This is a genomic window from Allokutzneria sp. A3M-2-11 16 (assembly GCF_024213555.1).
GTDB lineage: Bacteria > Actinomycetota > Actinomycetes > Mycobacteriales > Pseudonocardiaceae > Allokutzneria.
The window spans coordinates 122,079-143,728 of the sequence record NZ_JANAVO010000005.1 but is presented as its reverse complement, the minus strand read 5'-3'; the positions used below and the strand labels follow the sequence as shown (position 1 = coordinate 143,728).

General features: G+C 69.7%; 23 protein-coding genes. 10 read left to right on the top strand and 13 right to left on the bottom strand.

All coding sequences use genetic code 11. From position 1 onward, the window contains the following. Positions 1-4 precede the first annotated feature (4 nt). Complete coding sequence (locus tag NLX83_RS27050; protein WP_254237995.1) at positions 5-1,702, bottom strand: ABC transporter substrate-binding protein; 1,698 nt, start codon at positions 1,700-1,702, stop codon at positions 5-7. Between the two features lie 216 nt (positions 1,703-1,918). Between NLX83_RS27050 and NLX83_RS27045 the strand changes: the two genes are divergently transcribed. Continuing rightward, entirely contained in the window at positions 1,919-2,746 is an 828-nt protein-coding gene (locus tag NLX83_RS27045) for a M55 family metallopeptidase (protein WP_254237994.1), read from the top strand. A 10-nt stretch (positions 2,747-2,756) separates the two neighbouring features. Next, complete coding sequence (locus NLX83_RS27040) at positions 2,757-3,554, top strand: alpha/beta fold hydrolase (protein WP_254237993.1); 798 nt, start codon at positions 2,757-2,759, stop codon at positions 3,552-3,554. Here the strand turns inward: NLX83_RS27040 and NLX83_RS27035 are convergent. Beyond that, positions 3,551-4,198, bottom strand: coding sequence for a class I SAM-dependent DNA methyltransferase (locus NLX83_RS27035; protein ID WP_254237992.1), 648 nt, complete (start codon positions 4,196-4,198; stop codon positions 3,551-3,553). The genes NLX83_RS27040 and NLX83_RS27035 overlap by 4 nt on opposite strands. Before the next feature lie 305 nt (positions 4,199-4,503). Between NLX83_RS27035 and NLX83_RS27030 the strand changes: the two genes are divergently transcribed. Beyond that, complete coding sequence (locus NLX83_RS27030; protein ID WP_254237991.1) at positions 4,504-5,142, top strand: VOC family protein; 639 nt, start codon at positions 4,504-4,506, stop codon at positions 5,140-5,142. On the opposite strand, the gene NLX83_RS41995 is transcribed toward NLX83_RS27030, so the two are convergent. After that, complete coding sequence (locus NLX83_RS41995) at positions 5,117-6,073, bottom strand: AraC family transcriptional regulator (RefSeq protein ID WP_254237990.1); 957 nt, start codon at positions 6,071-6,073, stop codon at positions 5,117-5,119. The genes NLX83_RS27030 and NLX83_RS41995 overlap by 26 nt on opposite strands. 99 nt (positions 6,074-6,172) lie before the next feature. Between NLX83_RS41995 and NLX83_RS27020 the strand changes: the two genes are divergently transcribed. Both NLX83_RS27020 and NLX83_RS27015 read left to right on the top strand, forming a co-directional pair. Then, entirely contained in the window at positions 6,173-7,072 is a 900-nt protein-coding gene (locus NLX83_RS27020) for an NmrA family NAD(P)-binding protein (RefSeq protein WP_254237989.1), read from the top strand. Then, positions 7,072-7,521, top strand: a complete 450-nt coding sequence (locus tag NLX83_RS27015) for an anthrone oxygenase family protein (RefSeq protein ID WP_254237988.1) — start codon at positions 7,072-7,074, stop codon at positions 7,519-7,521. The genes NLX83_RS27020 and NLX83_RS27015 overlap by 1 nt, the downstream gene beginning before the upstream one ends. On the opposite strand, the gene NLX83_RS27010 is transcribed toward NLX83_RS27015, so the two are convergent. Beyond that, on the bottom strand, positions 7,443-8,258 hold the full coding sequence (locus NLX83_RS27010) for an arylamine N-acetyltransferase family protein (RefSeq protein ID WP_254237987.1): 816 nt from the start codon (positions 8,256-8,258) through the stop codon (positions 7,443-7,445). The two genes, NLX83_RS27015 and NLX83_RS27010, sit on opposite strands and share 79 nt — an antisense overlap. Before the next feature lie 77 nt (positions 8,259-8,335). Between NLX83_RS27010 and NLX83_RS27005 the strand changes: the two genes are divergently transcribed. Next, positions 8,336-8,911 (top strand): TetR/AcrR family transcriptional regulator, encoded by a 576-nt coding sequence (locus NLX83_RS27005; protein ID WP_254237986.1) that lies wholly within the window; start codon positions 8,336-8,338, stop codon positions 8,909-8,911. Then, on the top strand, positions 8,908-9,192 hold the full coding sequence (locus tag NLX83_RS27000) for a hypothetical protein (RefSeq protein WP_254237985.1): 285 nt from the start codon (positions 8,908-8,910) through the stop codon (positions 9,190-9,192). The genes NLX83_RS27005 and NLX83_RS27000 overlap by 4 nt, the downstream gene beginning before the upstream one ends. On the opposite strand, the gene NLX83_RS26995 is transcribed toward NLX83_RS27000, so the two are convergent. Next, positions 9,141-10,076 carry a phosphotransferase family protein gene (locus tag NLX83_RS26995; RefSeq protein WP_254237984.1) on the bottom strand — a complete coding sequence of 312 codons (936 nt, stop codon included), beginning with the start codon at positions 10,074-10,076 and terminating at the stop codon, positions 9,141-9,143. The two genes, NLX83_RS27000 and NLX83_RS26995, sit on opposite strands and share 52 nt — an antisense overlap. 69 nt (positions 10,077-10,145) lie before the next feature. Here NLX83_RS26995 and NLX83_RS26990 point away from each other — a divergent pair, with 69 nt between their 5' ends. After that, a complete protein-coding gene (locus NLX83_RS26990) occupies positions 10,146-10,931 on the top strand; it encodes an alpha/beta hydrolase family protein (RefSeq protein ID WP_254237983.1) in 786 nt (261 codons plus the stop codon). Between the two features lie 168 nt (positions 10,932-11,099). Here the strand turns inward: NLX83_RS26990 and NLX83_RS26985 are convergent, their stop codons facing one another. The 3 genes from NLX83_RS26985 to NLX83_RS26975 form a co-directional block, all read right to left on the bottom strand. Then, complete coding sequence (locus NLX83_RS26985) at positions 11,100-12,185, bottom strand: winged helix DNA-binding domain-containing protein (RefSeq protein WP_254237982.1); 1,086 nt, start codon at positions 12,183-12,185, stop codon at positions 11,100-11,102. Positions 12,186-13,248: 1,063 nt separating this feature from the next. Further along, complete coding sequence (locus tag NLX83_RS26980; protein WP_254237981.1) at positions 13,249-14,364, bottom strand: hypothetical protein; 1,116 nt, start codon at positions 14,362-14,364, stop codon at positions 13,249-13,251. Between the two features lie 179 nt (positions 14,365-14,543). Further along, positions 14,544-15,809: a hypothetical protein gene (locus NLX83_RS26975; RefSeq protein ID WP_254237980.1), complete on the bottom strand. Its 1,266-nt coding sequence runs from the start codon at positions 15,807-15,809 to the stop codon at positions 14,544-14,546. A gap of 187 nt (positions 15,810-15,996) precedes the next feature. Here NLX83_RS26975 and rox point away from each other — a divergent pair, with 187 nt between their 5' ends. After that, a complete protein-coding gene (gene rox, locus NLX83_RS26970) occupies positions 15,997-17,418 on the top strand; it encodes a rifampin monooxygenase (protein ID WP_254237979.1) in 1,422 nt (473 codons plus the stop codon). Here rox and NLX83_RS26965 read toward each other — a convergent pair whose 3' ends face one another. Beyond that, a complete protein-coding gene (locus tag NLX83_RS26965) occupies positions 17,419-18,024 on the bottom strand; it encodes a LysE family translocator (protein WP_254237978.1) in 606 nt (201 codons plus the stop codon). It abuts the gene before it with no gap. Positions 18,025-18,095: 71 nt separating this feature from the next. Between NLX83_RS26965 and NLX83_RS26960 the strand changes: the two genes are divergently transcribed. Further along, a complete protein-coding gene (locus NLX83_RS26960) occupies positions 18,096-19,016 on the top strand; it encodes a LysR family transcriptional regulator (protein ID WP_254237977.1) in 921 nt (306 codons plus the stop codon). Positions 19,017-19,339: 323 nt separating this feature from the next. Here NLX83_RS26960 and NLX83_RS26955 read toward each other — a convergent pair whose 3' ends face one another. The 4 genes from NLX83_RS26955 to NLX83_RS26940 are packed head-to-tail and all read right to left on the bottom strand — an operon-like array spanning position 19,340 to position 21,649. Next, positions 19,340-19,675 (bottom strand): winged helix-turn-helix transcriptional regulator, encoded by a 336-nt coding sequence (locus tag NLX83_RS26955; protein WP_254237976.1) that lies wholly within the window; start codon positions 19,673-19,675, stop codon positions 19,340-19,342. 32 nt (positions 19,676-19,707) lie between these two features. Continuing rightward, entirely contained in the window at positions 19,708-20,535 is an 828-nt protein-coding gene (locus NLX83_RS26950; protein ID WP_254237975.1) for an acyl-ACP desaturase, read from the bottom strand. Further along, positions 20,532-21,404, bottom strand: coding sequence for an SAM-dependent methyltransferase (locus NLX83_RS26945; RefSeq protein ID WP_254237974.1), 873 nt, complete (start codon positions 21,402-21,404; stop codon positions 20,532-20,534). The genes NLX83_RS26950 and NLX83_RS26945 overlap by 4 nt, the downstream gene beginning before the upstream one ends. Then, the gene (locus NLX83_RS26940; RefSeq protein ID WP_254237973.1) at positions 21,401-21,649 is read right to left on the bottom strand and encodes an acyl carrier protein; all 249 of its coding nucleotides are present in this window, start codon (positions 21,647-21,649) and stop codon (positions 21,401-21,403) included. The genes NLX83_RS26945 and NLX83_RS26940 overlap by 4 nt, the downstream gene beginning before the upstream one ends. Position 21,650 lies beyond the last annotated feature (1 nt).

Below are 21,650 nucleotides of genomic sequence, written 5' to 3'. Positions count from 1 at the left end.
ACACTTACTCCCGGTCGTCCGAAGCCGCCTTGCGGCGCCTGGAGAGCACGACGATGGCGATGCCGCCGATGACGACGATGGCGATCACGACGCCGATCAGCACCCCGGTGTTCGAGGAGCCGCCGGACTCCGAGGCGCCCGCGGGCACCGCGCCGTAGTAACCCCACACGCCGTTCTGCTCGCGGATCACGCCGTTGCCCTCGGGCTGCTTGGCGAACCCGGAGAACTTGTCGGAGCGGTAGGCCTCCAGCGCGTTCTCGTAGTAGAGCACCAGGGACGGCCGGACCTCGTTGTAGCGGGCCTGCGCCTGCTTGACCAGCTCGGCCCGCTTGGCGCGGTCGAACTCGGCGAGCTGCTTGGCGTAGAGCTCGTCGTAGGTCCTGTCGCACATGTACGAGGCGGTGGTGCCGCCCTTGCCGTCGGCGCCGGGGCGCTGCGAGCAGGTGTTCAGCGACAGGATGTAGTCCGGGTCGGGGTTGGTGCCCCAGCCGGAGAACGCCAGGTCGTAGTTGCCGGTGTTGGTCTGCTCGTTCATCTGGTTGCCGGAGATGGTCGTGTAGTCCACGGCGATGCCGATGTCGAGCATCCACTGCTTGATGTACTCACCCGAGGTGACGTCGTTCGGGCGGTCGTTGCGGGCGTACAGGCGCAGCTTCAGCGGCTTGCCGTCGGTGCTGATCCGCACGCCGTCTGCGCCCTTGCGGTACCCGAGGTCATCCAGCGCCTTGTTCGCCGCGGCCGGGTCGAACTTGTTCGCCTCGGCGGCGGTCGGCTCCCAGTGGAAGTCGGTGAACACCGGCGGGATGATGCCCTTGCCCTGCTCGCCGAAGCCCTTGAGCACGCGGTCGACCAGAGCCTTGGTGTCGATGCCCTGGCTGATCGCCTTGCGCACCCGCACGTCCTTGAGCGCGGCGTTGCCGTCGCCGATCGCCACGTTGTCGCGGGTGGCCGCGCCCGGGTTGATCAGCAGCTCGCTGAAGCGGCGGCCCTGCGCCTTGTTCAGCGTGATGTTGGCGTCGCCGCCCAGCGCCTGGTACTGGGTCGGGGTCAGCCGGTTGATCAGGTCGACCTCGCCCTTGCGCAGGGCCTGCACCGCGGCGTCGCTGTTCTTGAAGTAGATGAACTGCAGCTCGTCGATCTTCGGGGCGCCGCGCCAGTAGTCCTTGTTGGCCTTGAGCCGGATGAACTGGTCCGGCTTGTGCTCGGTCAGGACGAACGGCCCGGAACCCACGACCGGCATCTGGTCGTTGCCGAACTTGCCGATGTCGGAGACCTTGGACCACAGGTGCTCCGGCACGATCGGCACGTCGAGGGAGAGCATGGTCGCCTGCGGCGTCTTGGTCTTGATGACCAGCGTCCGCTCGTCCTTCGCGGTGACCGACTCGAAGGTGCTGACGAAGCTGCCGTTGGCGGTGGCGGCCGCGTCGTTGGTCATCATCAGGTTGTAGGTGAACGCGACGTCCTTCGCCGTGATCGACGTGCCGTCGCTCCACTTCGCGCCGGACCGGATGGTGTAGGTCCAGGTCAGCTTGTCCGGCGAGGACTCCCACTTCTCAGCCAGCCCCGGCGCCGGGGCGTTGTCCTTGGCGGCGTTGCTGTTGAGGAAGTCGTACATCAACCGGCCGAGCTCGGTCGAGGACTGGAACACCGCGAGGAACGGGTTCAGCGAGTCGATGTTCTGCAGCAGTCCCACCCGCAGCACCGGCCCAGGCTGTTGTTCCTGCTGGGCGTGCGCGGGAACGGCTACGGGAGCCGCCAGTAAAGCGCCACACACCAAGGCGCTGAGAAAACCTGCCAACCGGCGACCTGCCGACATTGTTCACCTCACCCTTCTCGCTGGGTGCGAGAAAATAACCACTCGCGCGACCAGGAAGTCAACGAGTACCTAAAACGGCGGCCAAGCCGTAACGTGGTCGCCGTGCGGATCTTGATCTCAGCGGACATGGAGGGCGTCACCGGGGTCACCTACGGCGGTGACGTACTCCCAGGCAGCCCCGGCTGGCAGCGCTTCCGCCCGGTGTTCACCGGTGACGTCAACGCCTGCGTCGAGGGACTCTACGCGGGCGGCGCCACCGAGGTGATCGTGAACGAGGCGCACAGCTCGCAACGCAACCTGCTGATCGAGGAGCTCGACGCCAGGGCGCGGATGCTCACCGGAAAGCACAAGCCGCTGTCGATGATGCAGGGCGTGGACTCCGGCGTGGACGGCGTGGTCTTCATCGGCTACCACGCGGCGGCCGGGCAGAACGGCGTCCTGGCGCACACCTACCTGGAGAACACGGTGACCGGGGTCTACCTCGACGGCGTGCTCGCCAGCGAGGGCAGGCTCAACGCCGCACTGGCCGCCGAGCACGGCGTCCCGGTGCTGATGATCACCGGCGACGACCGCTGCTGCGTGGACGCCGAGTCCTACATCCCCGACGCCGAGCGCGTAGCGGTCAAGGAGTGCGTCAGCCGCTACGCCGCGATCTGCCTGCCCCCGGTGAAGGCGTGGGAGCTGATCCGCACCGGCGCCGAGAAGTCCATGGCGCTGGCCGGGCGTGTCGCGCCCGCCCCCGCGCCGCACCGCATCGAGGTGGAGTTCGACGCCGCGCACCTGGCGATGGCCGCCGCGGTGATCCCCACCGTCGAGCAGGTGGACGTGCTGCGCGTCGGCTTCGACGCTACGGACATGACCGAAGCGATGAAGTGCTTCAAAATCGTCTGCGCCATCGCTTCCGGAGCCAAGGAACCCGACTGGGGTTAGCTTGGGCGCCATGACGCACTCCCACGGCGACGTTCGGTGGCGACGGCTCGGGGAACCGGGCAGGCCACCTGTTGTGCTCTGCCACGGCACCCCCTTCTCCTCCTATGTGTGGCGCGCGGTCGCTCGCGTGCTGGCGCGGCACTACGAGGTATACCTGTGGGACATGCCGGGCTACGGCAGCTCGGCGATGTTCGACGGCCAGGACGTCTCCCTCGCCGCGCAGGGCCGCGTGTTCGCCGACCTGCTCGACCACTGGGGTCTGGACGAGCCGCTGGTCGTCGCGCACGACTTCGGCGGAGCGGTGTCCCTGCGCGCGCACCTGCTGCACGGCGCCCGCTACCGCGCGCTCGCCCTGGTCGACCCGGTCGCGCTGGCACCGTGGGGATCGCCGTTCTTCCGGCTCGTCGGCGAGCACGCGCCGGTCTTCGAGCAGCTGCCGCCCGCGCTGCACCGCGCCCTGGTGCGCGAGTACGTCGGGTCGGCCAGTGCCAAGGGCCTGCACCCCGACGTCCTCGACCAGCTCGTCCAGCCGTGGCTCGGCGAGCCCGGCCAGAGCGCCTTCTACCGCCAGATCGCCCAGTCCGACCAGCGTTTCACCGACGAGGTGCAGGTCCGCTACCCGGAGATCGACCTCCCGGTGCTCATCTGCTGGGGTGAACAGGACTCCTGGATCCCGATCGAGAAGGGCCACGAGCTGGCCGGGCTGATCCCCGGGGCCTGCCTCGAACCCATCGCGGGCGCCGGGCACCTGGTCCAGGAGGACGCCCCCGCCGAGCTCACCGCCGCCCTCCTGGACTTCCTGCCCTAGGCGAGCACGCGGGCGATCAGGTACGCCTGCCGCGTCTTCTCCTCCGGGTCCGGTTCGCGCTCCGCCCGCGCGTACACCTCGAAGCCCGCCTCGTTCAGCAGACCGGCCACGAGTTCGGGGCTCCTGCGGTAGAAGTCCAGCGACAGCTTGTGGCCGAAGCCCTCGTCGTAGTGCTTGAGCTCGTCGCCGGACTGGAAGCCCAGCACGAGATGCCCGCCGGGCGCCAGCGCGCGCCGGAAGTCGGCGAACACCCCGGACAGCCGCTCCAGCGGAACGTGGATGGTGGAGTACCAGGCGCAGATCCCGCCCAGGCCGCCCTCCGGCAGGTCCAGGGCGGTCATCGAGCCCTCCTCGAATCGGACGCCCGGCCGCGTGCGCCGCGCCAGCGCGACCATCTCCGAGGACAGGTCGACGCCGTAGATGTTGAGCCCCAAGGACTTCAGGTACTCGGTGACATGCCCTGGCCCGGAACCGATGTCCACGGCGTCGGTGTTCCCGTTGGCGCGCACCAGTTCGGCGAACAGCGAAAGCACCGCGCGGTCCACGGGCTTGTCGTCGATCCCGGCCTTGAAGTGCTCGGCGTAGTCGATGGCCATGGCGTTGTAGGAGGCACGCGTGTCGCGCAGGAAGTCCGGCTCAGTCACCCCAGAACCCTAAGCCGCCCCACGCACTCCGCCCACCAAGTAAACTGACCCCATGCCCTCCACCCGCCCCCAGACCCAACGTGAGGCGGCCTCAACCTAGAGAACCCCGTTTCGTACTCATAACGGGAAAAAGAGCGCTCCAAAATCCCGACAAGAGTACGAAACGGGGTCTTTGGCGACCTCAACACAGGATGGATGGGGGGCGCGTAGAGCGCGAGGCGGTCATCCACCTCGGCCATCGTCGTGAAATCGACTCCGGACGCGCGCGCCCGGTCCACCGCGATCAGGCAGCGTAGCCTGGCGCGATGACGCAGATCCGGTTGCGCAGAACCGAAATCTCCGCCGCGCTCGCCGACACGCGGTGGCGGTTCGTCCTCGGTTCGCTGCGCGCCTCGGTGGCGGTGACCTCCTTGACCGAAGCGGCCGAGGTCGCCGCGCGCCTGGCTCCCACCGGCGACAGCCTCGCGCTGGACCTGCGCCGTGACCGCGTGGCGCTGACCATCCAGTCCGACGGCTGGGTCAGCGCCGACGACGTCGACCAGGCCAAGCGCATCGCCGACCTCGTCGAACTGGGCAGCGCGGGCCGCTCGGAGCAGGTCGTGGAGATCGCCATCGACGCCATGGACATCGCCCGCGTGCGCTCGTTCTGGCGCGCGATCCTGGCCTACACCGACGAACCGGGCGCGGGCCCCGAAGACGGCGTGGTCGACCCGCTCGGCCAAGGCCCCTCGGTGTGGTTCCAACGCATGACCGAACCCCGCCCGCAGCGCAACCGCATCCACTTCGACGTCGCCGTGCCGCACGACGAGGCCAAGGCGCGGATCGCGGCAGCGCTCGAAGCGGGCGGAACGCTGATCGACGACGAAGCCGCCCCGGCGTTCTGGGTGCTCGCCGACCCCGAGGGCAACGAAGCCTGCGTCACCACATGGCAGGGACGGGACTGAGCCGCTTCACCGAGCCCGGCGACACACCGACCACGCGCTTGAACGCCCGGCTGAACGCCGCCTCCGACTGGTAACCCAGGCGCCCGGCCAACGCCGCGACCGGCGCCCCCTCGGTGCGCAGGACGTCCAGCGCCACGAGCATCCGCCACCGCGTCACGTACTGCATCGCCGGTTCCCCGACCAGTTCGGTGAACCGGGCCGCGAACGCCGAGCGCGACATCGCCAGCTCGGCGGCGAGCGAGCCCACCGTCCACTCGCGCTCGGGCTGCCGGTGCACCAGCGCGAGCGCGCGGCCGATCTGCTTGTCCCGCAACGCCCCCAGCCAGCCGGACCGCGCCGAGGGATCGTGCTCCAGCCAGGACCGGATGCCGTGGATCACCAGGATGTCGGAGAGCCTGGTGATCACCGCCTCGCCACCGGGGCGCAGCGCGCCCGCCTCCGCGGCGATCAGCCGGAGCGTGCTCTGCGTCCACTCCGCCTGCGGTGAGCCCGCGGGCTCGACGTGGATGATCTTCGGGAGCAGGTCCACCAGGTGCCGCGCGGTCGGGTTGTCGAACCGGACCGCCCCGCACACCTTGATCGTCTCGGCCCCGCCCCCGCCGTGCCGCAACACCGCGTACCGGTCGCTGACGTAGTCGTGGGGCAGCCCCTCGACCGCGGGCGCCGGGGCACCGGGCTCGGCCAGCAGGCGGTGGCCCTCCCCGTGCGGCACGAGCGCGAGATCGCCCGGCAGCAGCGTGCGCGGCTCGGCTCCCTCGACCTCCAGCACGCACCGGCCCGAGATCACGACGTGGAACCACAGGCAGTCCGGGACCGCGGGCAACGTCATGCCCCACGGCGCGGTCAGCTCCCCGCGGCAGTAGAAGGTGCCGGTCATCCGCAGGAAGTGCAGCGCCTCGGCGAACGGGTCTGGCACGACGTCGGCCTTCACCGCTCCAGTGTGCACCGTCCAGTCAAGCTGGACGATCGAGCATGAATCAGCGATCTATAGCCATAGAGAATCCGCCAGCGCACCCGCAGAGTGGATGACATGCAGAACGAACTGATCACCGTCATGGGCGCGACCGGCAACACCGGCTCCGAGATCACCAAGCGGCTGCTCGCCGCCGGGCACCGCGTCCGCGCACTGGGCCGCTCCCAGGACAAGCTCGCCGAACTGGCGACCTCCGGTGCCGAGACGGCCGCCGGGGACGCCACCGACAAGACCTTCCTCACCGAGGCGTTCCGCGGCTCCGCCGCCGTCTACACCCTGCTGCCCACCGACGTGACCTGGGCGGACTACCACGCCGAGGTCGGCGCCCTCGGCTCGGTGATCGTCGAGGCCGTCCGCGTCGCCGGGGTCAGCCACGTCGTCGCGCTCAGCTCGCTCGGCGCGGACCTGCCCACCGGAACCGGCTTCCTGCGCAGCCTGCACGACCAGGAACAGCGGTGGAGCGCCCTGTCGGAGACCAACGTCCTGCTGCTGCGGCCGGGCCTGTTCTTCGAGAGCTTCCACGCCGCGCTGGGCATGATCGAGGCCGAGGGGGTCATCGCCGACTCGCTCGCACCCGACCTGCCGATCCCGATGATCGCCGCGCGCGACATCGCCGAGGTCGCCGCCACCGCCCTCGCCGCACGGGACTGGACCGGGACCGTCGTGCGGGAACTGCTCGGCAGCCGCGACCTCAGCTACCGCGAGGCGACGAGCATCCTCGGCGCCGCCCTCGGCCACGAGGAACTGCCGTACATCCAGTTCGATTACGAGGCGATGACGCGTGCTCTCACCGCGGTGGGCTTCTCGCAGAATGTCGCGAACCAGCACGTGGCGATGACGCGAGCGATGAACGAGGGCAGGGTCGTCTCACCGCGGGGCAGGACACCCGTCAACACCACTCCGACGAGGTTCGAGGACTTCGCCGCGGAGCTGGCCGAGGCTCATCGGAGGCCGTAGTGATCACCACCGGGCCGACCCTGGTCACCATCGTGCACACCCTGGTCGTCCTGACCGGCGGCCTGCTCGGGGGCGTGTACTTCGCGTTCTCCGCCAGCGTCATGCCCGGACTGCGGCGGCTGCCCGCGGCGCAGGGGATCGCGGCCATGCGCGCGGCCAACGCCGCGATCCTCAACCCCGCGTTCATGCTGATCTTCTTCGGAGCGCCGCTGGGCGGCATCGCGCTGGCCATCCTCGCGCCGACCCCGTTGGTGATCACCGCGGCCGTGTTGCACGTCGTGCCGAGCCTGCTGCTGACGATGCTGGTCAACGTGCCGCTGAACAACGCGCTCGACGCCGCCGACGCCCGTGACGAGCAGGTCTGGAAGCACTACGTGCGGAACTGGACGCTGTGGAACACCGTCCGCGCCGTCGCCTGCGCCGGAGCCACACTGGCGCTGGTGCTCTGAGCCAGCCACGCCTCGTGCTGCTCGCCCGTCCTGGCCCACAACCGGTTCAGCCCGTCCACGCCCAGATCGTCCAAGGGCACGGCGAACTTCTCGGCGAGCACTGACGCGAACTCCGCGATCGTGCTCAGCGTCCTGGCCTCGCCGGTGCGGATCAGCGTTCGCGCGCGCAGGCCCCATTCACCGTGGTAGGCGAGGAGCAACCGCTCGAACGGGGAGTCCGCCGGGCGTACCCGGGCCCGCTCGGCGAAGTCGGTCAGCGGCCGCGGCGCGAGGCGGAAGTCGTAGAAGTCGATCAAGCCGCGCTCGTGGTGGTGCCAGCGCCAGGTGTCGGCGTCCAGCCGTTCGAGCCGGTAGGTCAGCTCACCCTGCCGGTGCTCACCGGCGCGCAGCGGCAGGGGCTCGACGAAGCCGTCCGCGATCCCCGCGTCCGCCAGCCACACCCCGTCGCCGGTCGTCACCAGCAGGGCGATGTGGTTGCCCCACCTGCCTTTCACGGCCGCCTCGTGCACGGTCACGGTGAAGCCGATGTCGGCCAGCAGCAGCCCGAGCGCGCCGTTGGCCTCGAAGCACGTGCCACCGCGGCGACGGCGGCCGAACTTGTCCCGCAGGACCTCCGGCGCCAGGTCGATCGTGCGGCCCAGCTGGATGTCGATGTTCTCGTAGGGAACCGACCGCCGCCACGCGCGGTGGACCGCGGTCAGGTCCGCGGGGTCGGGGTTGCCGATGCGATCGAGCACGTCGCCTCCTTAAGTGGGGATATCCTCGCCACTTAAGGTAGGTAACCGGAGACGCTGTGTCCAGATAGAGTGTCGGCATGACCGGTCGTGAACTCCGGGCGGACGCCCGCCGCAAGCGCGAGCAGATCATCGACGCCGCCCGCGCCCTCATCGCCGAGCGCGGCGCCGCCGTGCGGATGGACGACGTCGCCCGTGCGGCCGGGGTCGGCTCCGGCACGCTCTACCGCCGCTTCCCCGACCGGGAAGAGCTGATCAGGGGCGTGGCGCTGGACAGCTTCGCCCGCGTCGTCGAGCGCGCCCGCACCGCGGAGGACGAGGAGCCCGACGCGTGGCGCGGGCTGACCCGGTTCCTCCGGGAAGCCGCCGCCGACCTGCGGCTCGCGTCCTGGATGTCGATCTGGTTCGCCGAGACGTGGGCCCGCCTGCGCGTCGACGAGGACAACCAGCGCATGCGCGCGAGCCTGCTCAAGATCCTCGACCGCCTCGTGCGAGGGGCCCAGCACGACGGCGCGCTCCGCGCGGACATCACGGTCGAGGACCTGACGATGATGCTCGCGCTGCTGTTGCGGCCGATCCCCGACCTGCCCACCCCGCTCACCCCGCAGGACGTCGAGCGCTACCTTGGCTTCATGATCGACGGACTCCGCGCATGAAGATCCACGAAATCCGGATCTCCGGCTACACCGGCGGCACCGAGGCCATCGCTCGCCTGCTGTGCCCGGTCGAGGAGCACGACGGCCCGTGCGAGGTGCCGTGGAGCCTGGCCGCCTACGACGGTGACGTGGTGCTCGGCATCTGCGCCGACCAGCGCAAAGCCGAGGAGATCGCCGACCGGGTGCGCGTGTTCGGCCCGGTTGAGCTCAGCGAGGGTGATCCCTCGTGCTACGAGGGGCTGGTGGAGCAGTACCGGATCGAGAAGAGCGCTTCGAGGTAGTCCTCGAGCCGCCGGGTGAGAACGGACGGCGTCAGATCGGTCCGGCCGACCTCCCGCCAGGGCACGGCCACCTTCTCCGCGTCCGGTGCGAAGGCCAGCGCGTCCAGCACACGCCAGTACAGGTGATCATCGCCGAGCGTCCCGCCCGCCGCGAGGTACTGCTCGGCGACCCGCATCCCGGCGGGCACACCGTGCAGCAGTGCGACCGCGGTGGAGCAGTGCGCCACATCCAGGTCCGCCGGTCCCCAGGACGTCTCCACCCAGTCCACGACGCCGGTGATCGCCAGGTCGGCGCCGTGCCCGGTGAAGAGCACGTTGCCGGGATGGAAGTCGCGGTGCAGGAAGCACGGCCGATAGGCGGGAGGGTCGCCTCGGATGACCTCCACCGCGCGCCGCCACAGTTCCGGCCGCGTCGTGTTCTCGGGAACCCGCACCCGATCCGGCCCCGTCCACGCCTGGTAGACGCGCGGCCGCGCCGCCTCAGGCACGTGTAGCCGGTGGATGGCGACGAGCTGACGGGCGAGGAGTGTGATCTTGCGGTCGACGTCGTCCTCGTCCAACCGGATGCTCCCCGGCAGCAACGACATCAGCAGGGACGGGTGATCGCAGTGCTCAGCCGACGCGTCGACACCGTGCAGCCGCGCGGCCGGCACGCCCGTGTCCGCGAGGAGCCGCAGGATGTCGGCTTCGCGCGTGAGCAGCCCGAGCGCGTGCCGCACGTAGAAGGGCTTCACGAAAGACCGCAGCACCAACGAGTACGGACTCCCCCGGCCCTCGATGTCCAGCCGCCACATGCGCGAGGTCCAGCCGCCCCGCAACGCCGCGACGCCACGGATGCGATCTCCGGGAGCGAGATTCCGCTCGACCCACCGGTGCGTGTTCACGGGCGGAGCGTAGTTCCGCTGGTGGCATAACCGATCCCCGGCGCGCGCCCGTGGTCCTACCGTGGGCGCATGGACTCACCGATCACGGGCACGGCCGCAGGCGTGCCGTTCACCGCCCTGCCTCCGGCTGACGGCGGGCCCGCGCCGCTGATCCTCACCTGGCACATGCTGGACGCACCGAGGTCGGACCCCGCGTTCGCCGCCGCGCTGCCGATGCACGACGTGCCCGCGTGGCGGGTGCACCTGGGCATGCCGATGTGCGGGGCGCGCATGGTCAACGGCACCATGGACGCGGGCCTGGAGTTGGTGCGCAAGGACGTGCTGATGGCCTACCTGTACCCGTTCGTCAAGCAGGCGTTCGAGGAGTTCCCCGCCGCGCTGGCGTCGATCCGCGAACAGCTGCCCGTCGATGACGGCCCGATCGGCGTGCTCGGCGGGTCCCTGGGCGGAGCCGTCGCGCTGCGCGTCCTCGCCGAGACCGACGCGCCGATCTTCGCGGGCGCGGTCGTCAACGCGGCCATCCGGATGCGGTCCGTCGTCGACCTCTTCCCGGGTGACTACCCGTACGACGCGGAGTCCGAGGAAGCCGTCGACAGCCTGGACTTCCTCCCCAAGGCCGACGCCATCGCCGCGCACGCGCCACTGCTGGTCGTCAGCGGCGAACAAGATCACCCAGGGCTGCGCGCCGACGCGCTCCGCCTCGCCGACGCCTTGGGCGAACGATCCGAACTGCTCTCGATCCCAGGGCTCGCGCACCCGCTAGCCGACGAGCCCGGCATCGAACCCGCCCCACAACTGCCGCAGGCCCGCGCAGTGGACGCCGGACTCACCGCCTGGTTCCGCCGACACCTCTAGCCCACATCCCACAAGCGACCCCCAACATCAGCTGGGCAACCCAAATTCCCGTTTCGTACTCTTGTCGGGATTTTGGAGCGCTCTTTTTCCCGTTATGAGTACGAAACGGGGTTCTCTAGACGGCACCCGCCGGGGATGGGGTGAGCGGGCGGGCTTACAGGACACGCTCTAGTCAACGAACTGCACGTTGTCGTTGTCGGACAAGAACAATGCCATCTCCGCGCCTTCTTCGGCGACAGCGGTGCGGTCAGCCCGCGAGAAGCGGCGCAGCGGCGTCACGATCACCGTGTCGGCCTCGACGGTCCAGGTGGCGGACACCCGGCCGTTGACCAGGACGACGCGCGTGCCCGCGACCGACAGGCCGCGGTGCTCGTCGTCGATGATCCGGCTGCGGTCGTGGTAACCGAGGATCGCGTTGTCGAACGCCGGCAAGAACCGAACAGGCGCGGGCGTGTCAGCGTCGGGGCGCGGCGCGTCGGGAAGATCGAGCAGCTCCCGGCCCCGCTCGTCGCGGTAGCTCACCAGCTCCTCGCGCACCGCCGCCACCGCGGCGGGCAGTCCGGCGAGCCCGCTCCACGCACGCAGGTCGGCCGTCGCAGCAGGACCGAACGCGGCCAGGTAGCGACGGACCAGCGCTTCGCCGACCGGGTCGGTTCCGTTCTGCGCCAACGGATCGACCTCGCGCCCCAGCCACGAGGAGACCGGGACGTTCTGCACGCCTCCCTTCGTCCGCCACAACCCGCGCGGCGGCATCTGCACCATCGGGATCAGACCGGCGACCAACATCTCGCCCAGCGCCCGCTTTCCCGGCTCCGGCCAACGCTCCTCCACGGCCCGCGCGAGTTCGCTCATCGACCGCGCCTGACCATCGGCCAGCACCGCGCGCCCTGCCGCCGCGAGTTCGTCGAGATCGACTCCGGCGAGCTCGTCGCGGTAAACCCCGAGCACCTTTTGCTGCAACATCGCGTCGTGGCGCGATCGCCACGCCAAGACGTCCGCCGAGGTGACGAGGTGGACCGTGCGGCGCATGAGGTGCGTGCGCACCACCTGCCGCCCGGTCAGCAGGTCCGAGAGCACCGCGGGGTCGAACGCGCGCAGCCGTGACCACAGGCCGACGAACGGCTCCTGCGGCTCTTGTGCTTGCAGGCCACCGAGGTGCGCGACCGCGTCGATCACCGGCATGTCGGCGCGATCGAGCAGCAGCTGGCGGGCGAGCGTGGCGCGGTTGAGCGCGCGGGTGTCGAGAACGGTCACGCCATCACCTTCACAGGCATCTAGGTCAAGAGCTGACCTAAACCTTGGCCGCATCGTCCGCGGCCCCGGCCCACTGCTCGCCTACGGCACCGGTGAGGGCATTGGCCCAACTATGGACGCCCTCGACGCAGCTTTGAGACCAGTTCACCATGATCACCTCCGGCCACGTCCCCTGCGCCGAGCACCCTGCGGAATGGCTGGCCGCCATGCGCGATTTCCTGACGCCACCGCTACTTCGCGGTGACCTGCTGCTCGCGGTTCGGTAACGGCACAACTGGCACCGAAACCTTCGAGCGGGGCGCCGCGATCTACACCTCAAGAGTGAATTGCGTTCGGGGCAATGTGAGAGGTAAGGAGCTGGCAGCCATGATTCAACAGTTCGGCGTGGGCCAGCATCCGGATCTTCCACCGTACTTGGTGCACTTCGCCGGGCGGCCGCGAGGGCAGTATCCACCACCCATGGGTGTTCCTGCGGAACCCGAAGATCGCCTGGCCAACATCCTGTCCTTGGGCTACATCCAAGGGTTCACCACTTTCGGCACCGCTCGACCGGTGGTGTGCACCTCCGAGGTCTCACCGGCCGGGCTACAGACACTATTCAGCACTGGGGTCACGTGGCGCGGGCCTTATGCGCCGTGGGCAGTAGTGCTCAGGCGCGACATGGCAATCTATCGGGAATTTCGGCCGGTCTGGTACATGAGCGACGTCGAACTATCCGCGACGGAGTACCTTCCGACGCACATCCGCGACCGCCGGGTCACGTATAACCCTGGGCAGACAGACTGGCTCGCAGAGCGTGAGTGGCGAATCTGCTGGGGCGATACCGAGATCTTTCCCGGCCAAGTGCCAGCGATCAGCCTGTCCGACCTCGTCATTGAGGTCATCGTGGGCCGATCACAATGGCAACCCCCACGTGGCTCGCTTCCCCCGTGTTACGTCGGAATTCCAAGGTGGCTCTGGAACGGGCGTGCCCTCGTGCCAGATGGCACATTCACGTAGCCAGCCAGCCTGCTTCGTATGTCTCGACTCCGTGGTCAGTGTCGCCACAGCGTGGCTTACAGACTCATTTGCGATCGCTCGCGCGGAGCCGCCGGACCTCGGCCATCAGTTCGTCGAGCTGTTGTTCGGCGCGCTCGGCGCGGGCCAGGGTCTGGGCGCGGGCCTCGTCCAGCGCGGTGATCCGCTCGGTCGCGGCCTTGCGCGCGTCCTCGATCGCGGCCGTCGCCCGTACTCGTTCGGCGGCGACGTCGGCGGCGGCCTGGCGGCGGGCCTCGGCGAGCTCCTCGCGCTGCTGCTGGAGTTCCGCCCTGGCCCGCTCCAGCTCGGCGCGAGCGTCGGTCGCGGACTGCTCGGAGCGTTCCGCCGTGCGCTCGGCGCGTTCGGCGCGCTGACGGGTTTCCTCCTGTTCGGCGCGAGCTTCCTTGATCTGCTCCGTGGCGACGGCGCGGATCTGCTCGACCTCCTTCGAGGCCAGCCTGCGGGCCTGTTCGGCCTGGTTGACGGCGTCGGCGCGAGCTTGCTCGACGGTCGCGGCGGCTTCACGGCGAACGCCTTCGATGGCGACTTCGGCCTCGTTGCGCGCGGCGGTGACGTCTTCTTCGGCTTTCCTGCGCACGCGCTCCAGTTCGGTGACCGCGTGATCGCGTGCGGCCAGCGCCTCGGTGGCTTCGCGTTCGAATCGCTCCGCCTCGGCGCCGGCGTCTTCGGCGGCCTCGTCGGCGAGGAGCTTGTCCTTCTCGGCCTGGCGGGCGCGCTGCTGCGCGGAGACGGTGGCGGCTTCCGCTTCGGCGATGCGGCGGGCGGCCTCGGCCTGCGCGGCCTGCACCTGGGCCTCGGCGGCGCTCGGATCGGCCAGCGTGGACAGCTCCGAGACCGCCGAGTTCAGCGTCTCACCGAGGCGCTTGGCCAGCGTCCGGAACTCGACCAGGAGTTCGTCGGCGCGGGCCTTCGCGGCGGTTACCGGGCCCTGGTTTTTCGTCACCGTGACGGATGTCGCCGGGGTGTCAGCTCCCTCCTGTTGCAGGCGCTGACGCTCTTTCCAGGCCCGCCAGCGGGTGTGTTCCGGCAGGTCGCAGTACTCCGAGGGACGACCGGGCCCGCCTCCCCGGAAGGCCGGGCGGGTGCAGCCGGGGTAGTTGCACTCCCCGGCGGGGCGCTGAGTCGGCTCCGCGTTCGTCACCGGCTCAACCTAGCAGGAATACCGTGTTTCGTTGCGTCACCATACGTAACAGAACACGAAAGAAACGGGTCGGATCACCGCAGGTCCTGACCACCGATAAGGGAACATTATCGGCGGTCAGCCTTCAACAGGGCCTGCTTCAGTTTGGTTTGCGTTACGTTGGCACAAACGGAACGAAATCAGTTTGTGGTGACGTCCAGGACTGCCGCCGTCGAGGTCAGGCCCAGTACGCGGAACCGGACGGTTTTCCCGCCCGCGCGGCCGAACGAGGCGGCACCGCCAACGCTTTGCATCTGCGTCACCCCGGTACCGCTGGAGACGGACACTCCCCCGCTGTCCACAGTCACCACGAACACCCGTTCGTCCGTGGAGATCTCCGCGCGACCGGACACCTGGACCTGACACGTGCCGCTCGCGCACGACGTCAGATCGGTCCCGTTGCGAGCGGTCGGCAGCGGAGGTGGCGCGGGGGCACCGATCGGAGTGCAGCGCGGGGCGAGGTCGTAGGCGGCGTTGAGCCCCGCGTCGGTCTTCACCGCGGCGTCCAGACCCGCCGCAACGGGCCGCACCGTGCCGAAAACCTCGACGACCTGCCCGGCCTGCGGCTTCAGCACCTCGGCCGGGGTGTTGAAGGCGTCGAGCGAGTTCTTGTGCTCGGGCATCTTCGCGGACGCGGTCTTGAGCGCCGTCAGCATCCGCTCGCGGTACTCGTCGGCGGCCTTCACCCCGGTCGGCTTGAGCCCGGCGGCCTGCTCGGCGATGGAACCCAGGCGGGAGCGACCCGAGCTGATGAACGTCGACAGCTCGATACCCCCGAACAGCTCCCCCGGCGACACGTCCGGCATCGCGGACGGCAAGTTCTCCACCGCCTTGGCGTTCCCGCACATGCTGTCGGTCCACATCACGAAAGCCCTGGTGGACGGCTCAGGACCGACCGGCGTGCACCTCGGGGCGAGGTCGTAGGAGGTGTCGAGCTCCGGGCTCGCCCCCGCGACGCCCGCGAGCGCGGGGGCCTGCGGCGCGACCTCGGCGACCATCGCGGCGACCTGCCGGGCCTTGGCCAGCACCTGGTCAGCGGGCAGCTTCCGCACCGCCGGATCGTTCGGCGCGGGCAGGCGCTGCCGGAGCGACTCCAGCGTCTTGACCAGGCCGCCGATGTAGCCGTCCGCCGCGGCCACCCGCGTGGGCGGAACGTCCTTCAGCTCGCGAACCAGGTCGTCCACCGAGTCGGTGATCCGGTCGAGGTAGTGCATCGCGCGCAAGTGCTCGTCGACCGGATCGATCTGCTTGCGCAGCCCGTCGACTGACTTCACCTTGTCGCACATGGTGTCCGACCAGACCACCAGCGCCCGGACCGCGGGCGGGGCCGGAACGTCCACCGGCTCGCCCGGCACCGAGCACCCGGCGAGAACCAGCACCACCGTCGAAACAGCCAACCAACGCATGCGCGCACGGTAAGAGCGGCCTACCGGGAGGGGTCCCGCCCCGAAAACGGCGGCGAAAAAAGAAAGACAGGGAGCTCATCGCTTCCCTGCCATTGTCAACATATAGCGCACAGGGGGTCTTGCGGCAAGACCCCGGTCCTCCCGCACACTCACCGGCCGAAGCACATCCTCGGTGAATGGACGGTTCATGTTCGACGTGATCGTTGCTGGTGGCGGCCCTACCGGAATGATGCTGGCCGGAGAGCTGCGGCTGCACGGCGTGCACGTGCTCGTACTGGAGAAGTCACCGGAGCCGCACAAGCACGTTCGGGCGCTCGGCCTGCACGCGCGCAGTATCGAGGTGATGGCCCAGCGGGGTTTGCTGGATCGCTTTCTCGCGCACGGGCAGCAACACCAGACGGGTGGTTTCTTCGCCGCCATCTACAAGCCCTGGCCGGGCAGGCTGGACTCCGCGCACGCCTACACCCTCGCCATTCCGCAGCCGACCACCGATCGCCTGCTCGGCGAGCGCGCCGCCGAACTCGGCGCCGAAGTCCGCCGCGGCTGCGAGGTGGTCGGGCTGAGCCAGGACGAGGACGGGGTGACCGTCGAACTCGCCGACGGCACGCGGCTGCGCTCGCGCTACCTCGTCGGCTGCGATGGCGGCCGCAGCACCGTGCGCAAGTTGCTCGGCGTTGGATTTCCCGGCGAGTCCGCCAAGAGGGAGGCACTGCTGGGCGAGATGGAGGTGACCGCCGAGCCGGAGACGATCACCGCCGTGGTGACCGAGGTCCGCAAGACCCACAAGTGGTTCGGCCTCGGGCCCTCCGGTCCGGGGGTGTACCGCGTCGTCGTGCCCGCCGAAGGGGTGACCGAGGACCGTTCCGTCCAGCCGACCTTGGAGGACTTCAAGCGCCAGCTGCACGTGTACGCGGGCACCGACTTCGGCGTGCACTCACCACGCTGGCTCTCGCGCTTCGGTGACGCCACGCGGCTGGCCGAGCGCTACCGGGTCGGCAGGGTGCTGCTGGCGGGCGACGCCGCCCACGTCCACCCACCGCTGGGCGGGCAGGGCCTCAACCTCGGCATCCAGGACGCGTTCAACCTGGGCTGGAAGCTGGCCGCCGAGGTCAACGGCTGGGCGCCGGACGGGCTGCTGGACAGCTACCACGCCGAACGGCACCCGGTGGCCGCCGACGTGCTGGACAACACCCGCGCACAGGGCGCGCTGATGTCCACCGATCCGGACTCCCAGGCCATGCGCCGGCTGGTGTCGGAACTGATGGACTTCGAGGAGGTGACCCGGTATCTCACCGAGAAGCTCGTCGGGATCGGGATTCGCTACGACTTCGGCGAGGGGCACCAGCTGCTCGGACGGCGGCTGCGTGACCTGGAGCTGAAGCAGGGGCGGCTCTACGAGCTGACGCACGGCGGCCGCGGGCTGCTGCTCGACCAGACCGGGCGGCTTTCCGTGGCGGGCTGGGCGGATCGGGTCGATCACGTGGTCGACGTCAGCGAGGAACTGGACGTGCCCGCCGTGCTGTTGCGGCCGGACGGGCACGTCGCGTGGGTCGGTGAGGACCAGCAGGATCTCCTCGAGCAGCTGCCCACGTGGTTCGGCGCCGCCTGATCAGACCCCGCTCACCACGGCCACGCCGAGGGTCACCAGCACGACACCGGTCGCGATGCTCAACCCCCGGCGCACGACCGGCCTGGACACCAGCGCTCTGCCGCGCCCGAGCGCCCAGGTGAACAGCAGGTACCAACACGTGTTGACCAGCGCCCACACCACGCCCAGGGCGATGCTCGACATCAGGACGGGGCCATCGGTGGTGACGAACTGCGGCAGCACCGACACGGCGAACACCCCGGCCTTCGGATTGCCGAGGGTCGTTGCCAGCCCGGCGAAATAAGCCGTCCAGCCACCCTCGTCCACGGGCGCGTCGACGGGCCTGCGAGCGGCCCGGAGTGTGTTGATACCCAGCACGACCAGCACGATCCCGCCCCCGACGCGCACCGCCTGGTACGCGCCGGGGGCGGCGAGCAGGACCGCCGACAACCCGGCCGCCGCGGCGGTGGACCACACCAGCAGCCCGGTGGCGGAGCCCGCGATGGTGGCTCGCGCACGAGCGGGGCCACCGGTCAGGGACTGTCGGATGATCAGCGCTTGTCCGGCTCCCGGCAGCATGGCCAGCAGCCAGGTGGTGAGCACGAAAACGGGCACGTGGGTGGGCATGGCGCCCAGGTTGTCGCGACAGCAGACTTCAGAGAAGCAAAGGAAAAAGAGGGCAGCATTAAGATCGGTGAATGGCTGATCCCGGGCAGCTCCGGTTGCTCGCCCTGATCGAGGACCACGGCTCCCTCGCCGCGGCCGCGCACGTCCTCGGGCTCACGCCCGCCGCCGTGACCCAACAGGTCGCCCGCGCGGAGCGGGACTTCAAGGTGCCCTTGGTCCTGCGTGGCCCGCGTGGAGCGAGCCTCACCGCCGCCGGTGCGCTGCTCGCGGGGCACGGCCGGGTCATCGACGAGCAGGCGGAGGAGGCGGGCGCCCGGCTGGCCGCGCTCCTCGGCCACCTTTCGCTGCGCCTGCGGGTGGGAGCCTTCCAGGCCGCCGCCCTGCACCTGCTCCCACCAGCCCTGACCGCACTCCGGCACCGGCATCCGGACGCCGACGTGTCGGTCCAGGACGTGGCCTCCGACCGGGGAATCGAGGAGGTCAGCGAGGACCGGCTCGACCTCGCCGTCATCGCCTCCTGGGGAGCGCCGCCCGTTCCGCCCCCGCACATCGCCGTGCACCCGCTGCTGATCGATCCCTTGGTGGTGGTCCTCCCCGACGACCACCCCCTCGCCACCGACGAACCGCTGCGCCTTGCCGACCTCCGCGACGAGTCATGGGTGACGATCCTGGCCGGTCACGCCGCCCGCGAGCAGTTCGACCGCGCGGCGCGGGCGGCCGGGTTCACGCCCAAGATCCGCTTCCAGACCGCCTCCTACGACGTGGCCCAGGCCCTGGTCGGCACGGGGATCGGCGTCGCGCTCGTGTCGCGGTTGGCGTTGTCCGGCGTGCCCGGCACCGTGCACCGCGAGGTCCGGCCCCGGATGCATCGCGGGCTCCACGCGGTGACCCGGGCCGACACCGCGCTCACGCCACTGGTCGACGTCTTTCTGGCGTTGCTGCGCGATGTCGCCGAGGACGTCCGTCAACGACCGTCGTGGGGCACGGAGTAGTCGCGCCGCGAGTTGCCTCCCAAGGCCATCAGGCGCTGCACCGTGTTGGGCGCGAAAGCGTAGAACCAGAAGAAGACCCGCAGGTAGCCGGGAACATCGCCCCTGCCTTCCCGAAGATGTCCCTCGCGGGCCGGATGTTCGTGGTGACGACCGCACGCGGCGGTCGCGCTGTGAACTGGGTGATCCTCGTGGCAGCGGGCCTGGTCGAAGTGGCCTGGTCCCAGAGCACCAAGCCGACGCAGAACTTCGATCCCGGTCGGAACCGCCTACGCCGTCTTCACCGCTGGGCTTGATGATCACCGGCGGGATCGTGCTGGCGCGCCTCACGGGGTGAGGTCGTCGCCGTGCTCCAGCGTCCAGTCCGCGAGCGCCCGCATCGGCCCGTCGACCAGGCTCCGCCCGAGCGCGGTCAACGCGTACTCCACCCGCGGCGGCGCCTCGGCGTAGGAGCGGCGCTCGATCAGGCCGTGGTCCAGCAGGCGGCGCAGCGTCTCGCTGAGCACCTTGTCGCTGATCCCGCCGATCGAGGCGCGCAGCTCCACCCGCCGCCGCGGCGCCTGGCTCAGCGCGGCCAGCACCACCGGGTTCCAGGTGTGGGCGAACAGGTCGGTCGCCGCGCGGAGCCGGCAGTCCGCGACCAGCTCGTAGCAGTCGGCCATGGGGCCATCATGCCCCGCCCGGCGCGTGGACTTCACGGCATTCGCTGGGCGGAACGGATCAGCCGGTCCAGGTCCTCGACCTCCGGCGCCCCCAACTGGTCGGCGAAACGGCGAACGAGTTTGCCGATCGCGTCATAGGCTTCCGTGTGGTCGTGCCCGACCGCGTCGACAGCGGCCAGCCCCATCCTCCAGTAGCCGTCGAGGGAACCGTCCAACGGCATGCGGAACGTGGACAGGACGTTGCGCACCCCGTCGAGCGCCTGCCTGCCTGTGGACCGGAGCGAGCTCTCGACCAGCCTGGAGTAGAAGGCGAAGTGCCGTGCCTCGTCCCGAGCCAGGCGCGCCAGCAGTTCTTTCAGCACCGGCTCGCCGACGACGTGCTGGTACCGCTGGTAGAACAGCTGCGTCGCCTTCTCTTGCAGGAACGTGTAGACGAACAGCTCAAGCGGATCTTCGTACGGCAGCGACCACGGTGTGCGGCCGACGTCCGCGAGCTCCTCGGCCAAGCGGTGTCCGTCCGCGATCTCCGCGCGAATCTGGTACTGGACGAGCGCGGAAGCGTGTTTCTCCTCGTCGTTGCCCCAAGCGAGCAAGAACCGGAAGTACTCGCGGTTGCGCCGATAGGTGCTGGCATCCATGTCGCCGGTCGTGGGAAACGCCGACAGCGCGAACGTCAGGTACGCGGGGATGTGGTCCTCGACGAAGGTGAGGAACCGGACGATGGTCCGGTCGTCATCGGTGAGGTGCTCGGGCCGAAGCCCCTGCCAATCCAGCTCGTCGACCGACCACGCGTGGGCGGCCGACGACCGCGCGGCGGCCTCCGCCGACGTGCGCATCACGGTGAACTCGGACTGCGTCATCTCTCCCACCTCCCCATGCGCGATTTCTCCGCGACGAAGGCGTAGTGCTTGGTGGTGTAGCCGAACGCCGTCGCACCGATCTCGAAGTAGCGCAGCAGTCGCGCGGTGGCCCCTGGCCGCACGGCGTCGATCCTGGTCCGTGCGTTCCGCACGCGCTCGGCCCAGTCCTCCAACGTGCGGGGGTAGTGGGCGGTCAGGTCGGCCAGCCGCACGATGCTGAACCCGGCGTTCTCGGCCGCGGCGATCAACTCCGCCAGCGGCACCATCTCGCCGAACCCGAAGACGTCCTCGCTGACGAAGCGGAACCCGGGGCTGGTGCGGTACTCGTCGAAGATCCTCCGGTTGCGGAAACAGCTCTCCGACAGGTACAGCCGCCCTCCGGTCTTCAGGCGGCGGCGCGTCAGGGCCAGGACGTCCTCGCGGTCGGGCATGTGCACGATGGACCCGATCATGCTCGCCGCGTCGAAGTCCTCGCCGTCCAGGTCGACGGTGGTGAACCGGCCGAGGCGCACGTCAACGAGGTGGTCGACGCCGCTTTCCCGGGCCTGGCGCAGGATGTACTCGCGCTGCGGCCGGGACGGCGTGATGCCCACGACGTGGCAGCCGCGCTCGGCCGCGTACAGCGCGAGGCTGCCCCAACCGCACCCGACGTCCAGCAGCCGCTGCCCCGGTGTCATCCGCAGGTTGCGGTCGAGAACCCACTGGAGCTTGGCCTCCTGCGCCTCGTCCAGGGTGGTCGCCGGGGTGTCGTAGAGACCGCAGCTGTACTTCATCCTCCTGCCGAGAAAGCTCTCGAACACCTCGACCGGGAGTTCGTAGTGGTCGTTGGTCGCGGTGACGGCGCTGTCCGGCTCGACGATCCCGTTCACGACGTCACCGAGGCGAGCAGGTCGACGAGCTGACCGACGGTGCGCACGGCGAACAGGCTTCCGTCGTCGAACTCGACGTGGAACTGCCGCTCCAACCTCGCCGCGATCCGGAACATGTGGACCGAGTCGGCATCCGGCAGGTCCGCCAGCACATCGGACTCCGCGATCTGGTGCCCGTCCAGCGGTAGCTCCGCACGCAGGTGACCGACCACGGTGTCCAGCAGCTTCTCTCGTGCGGTCGTCATA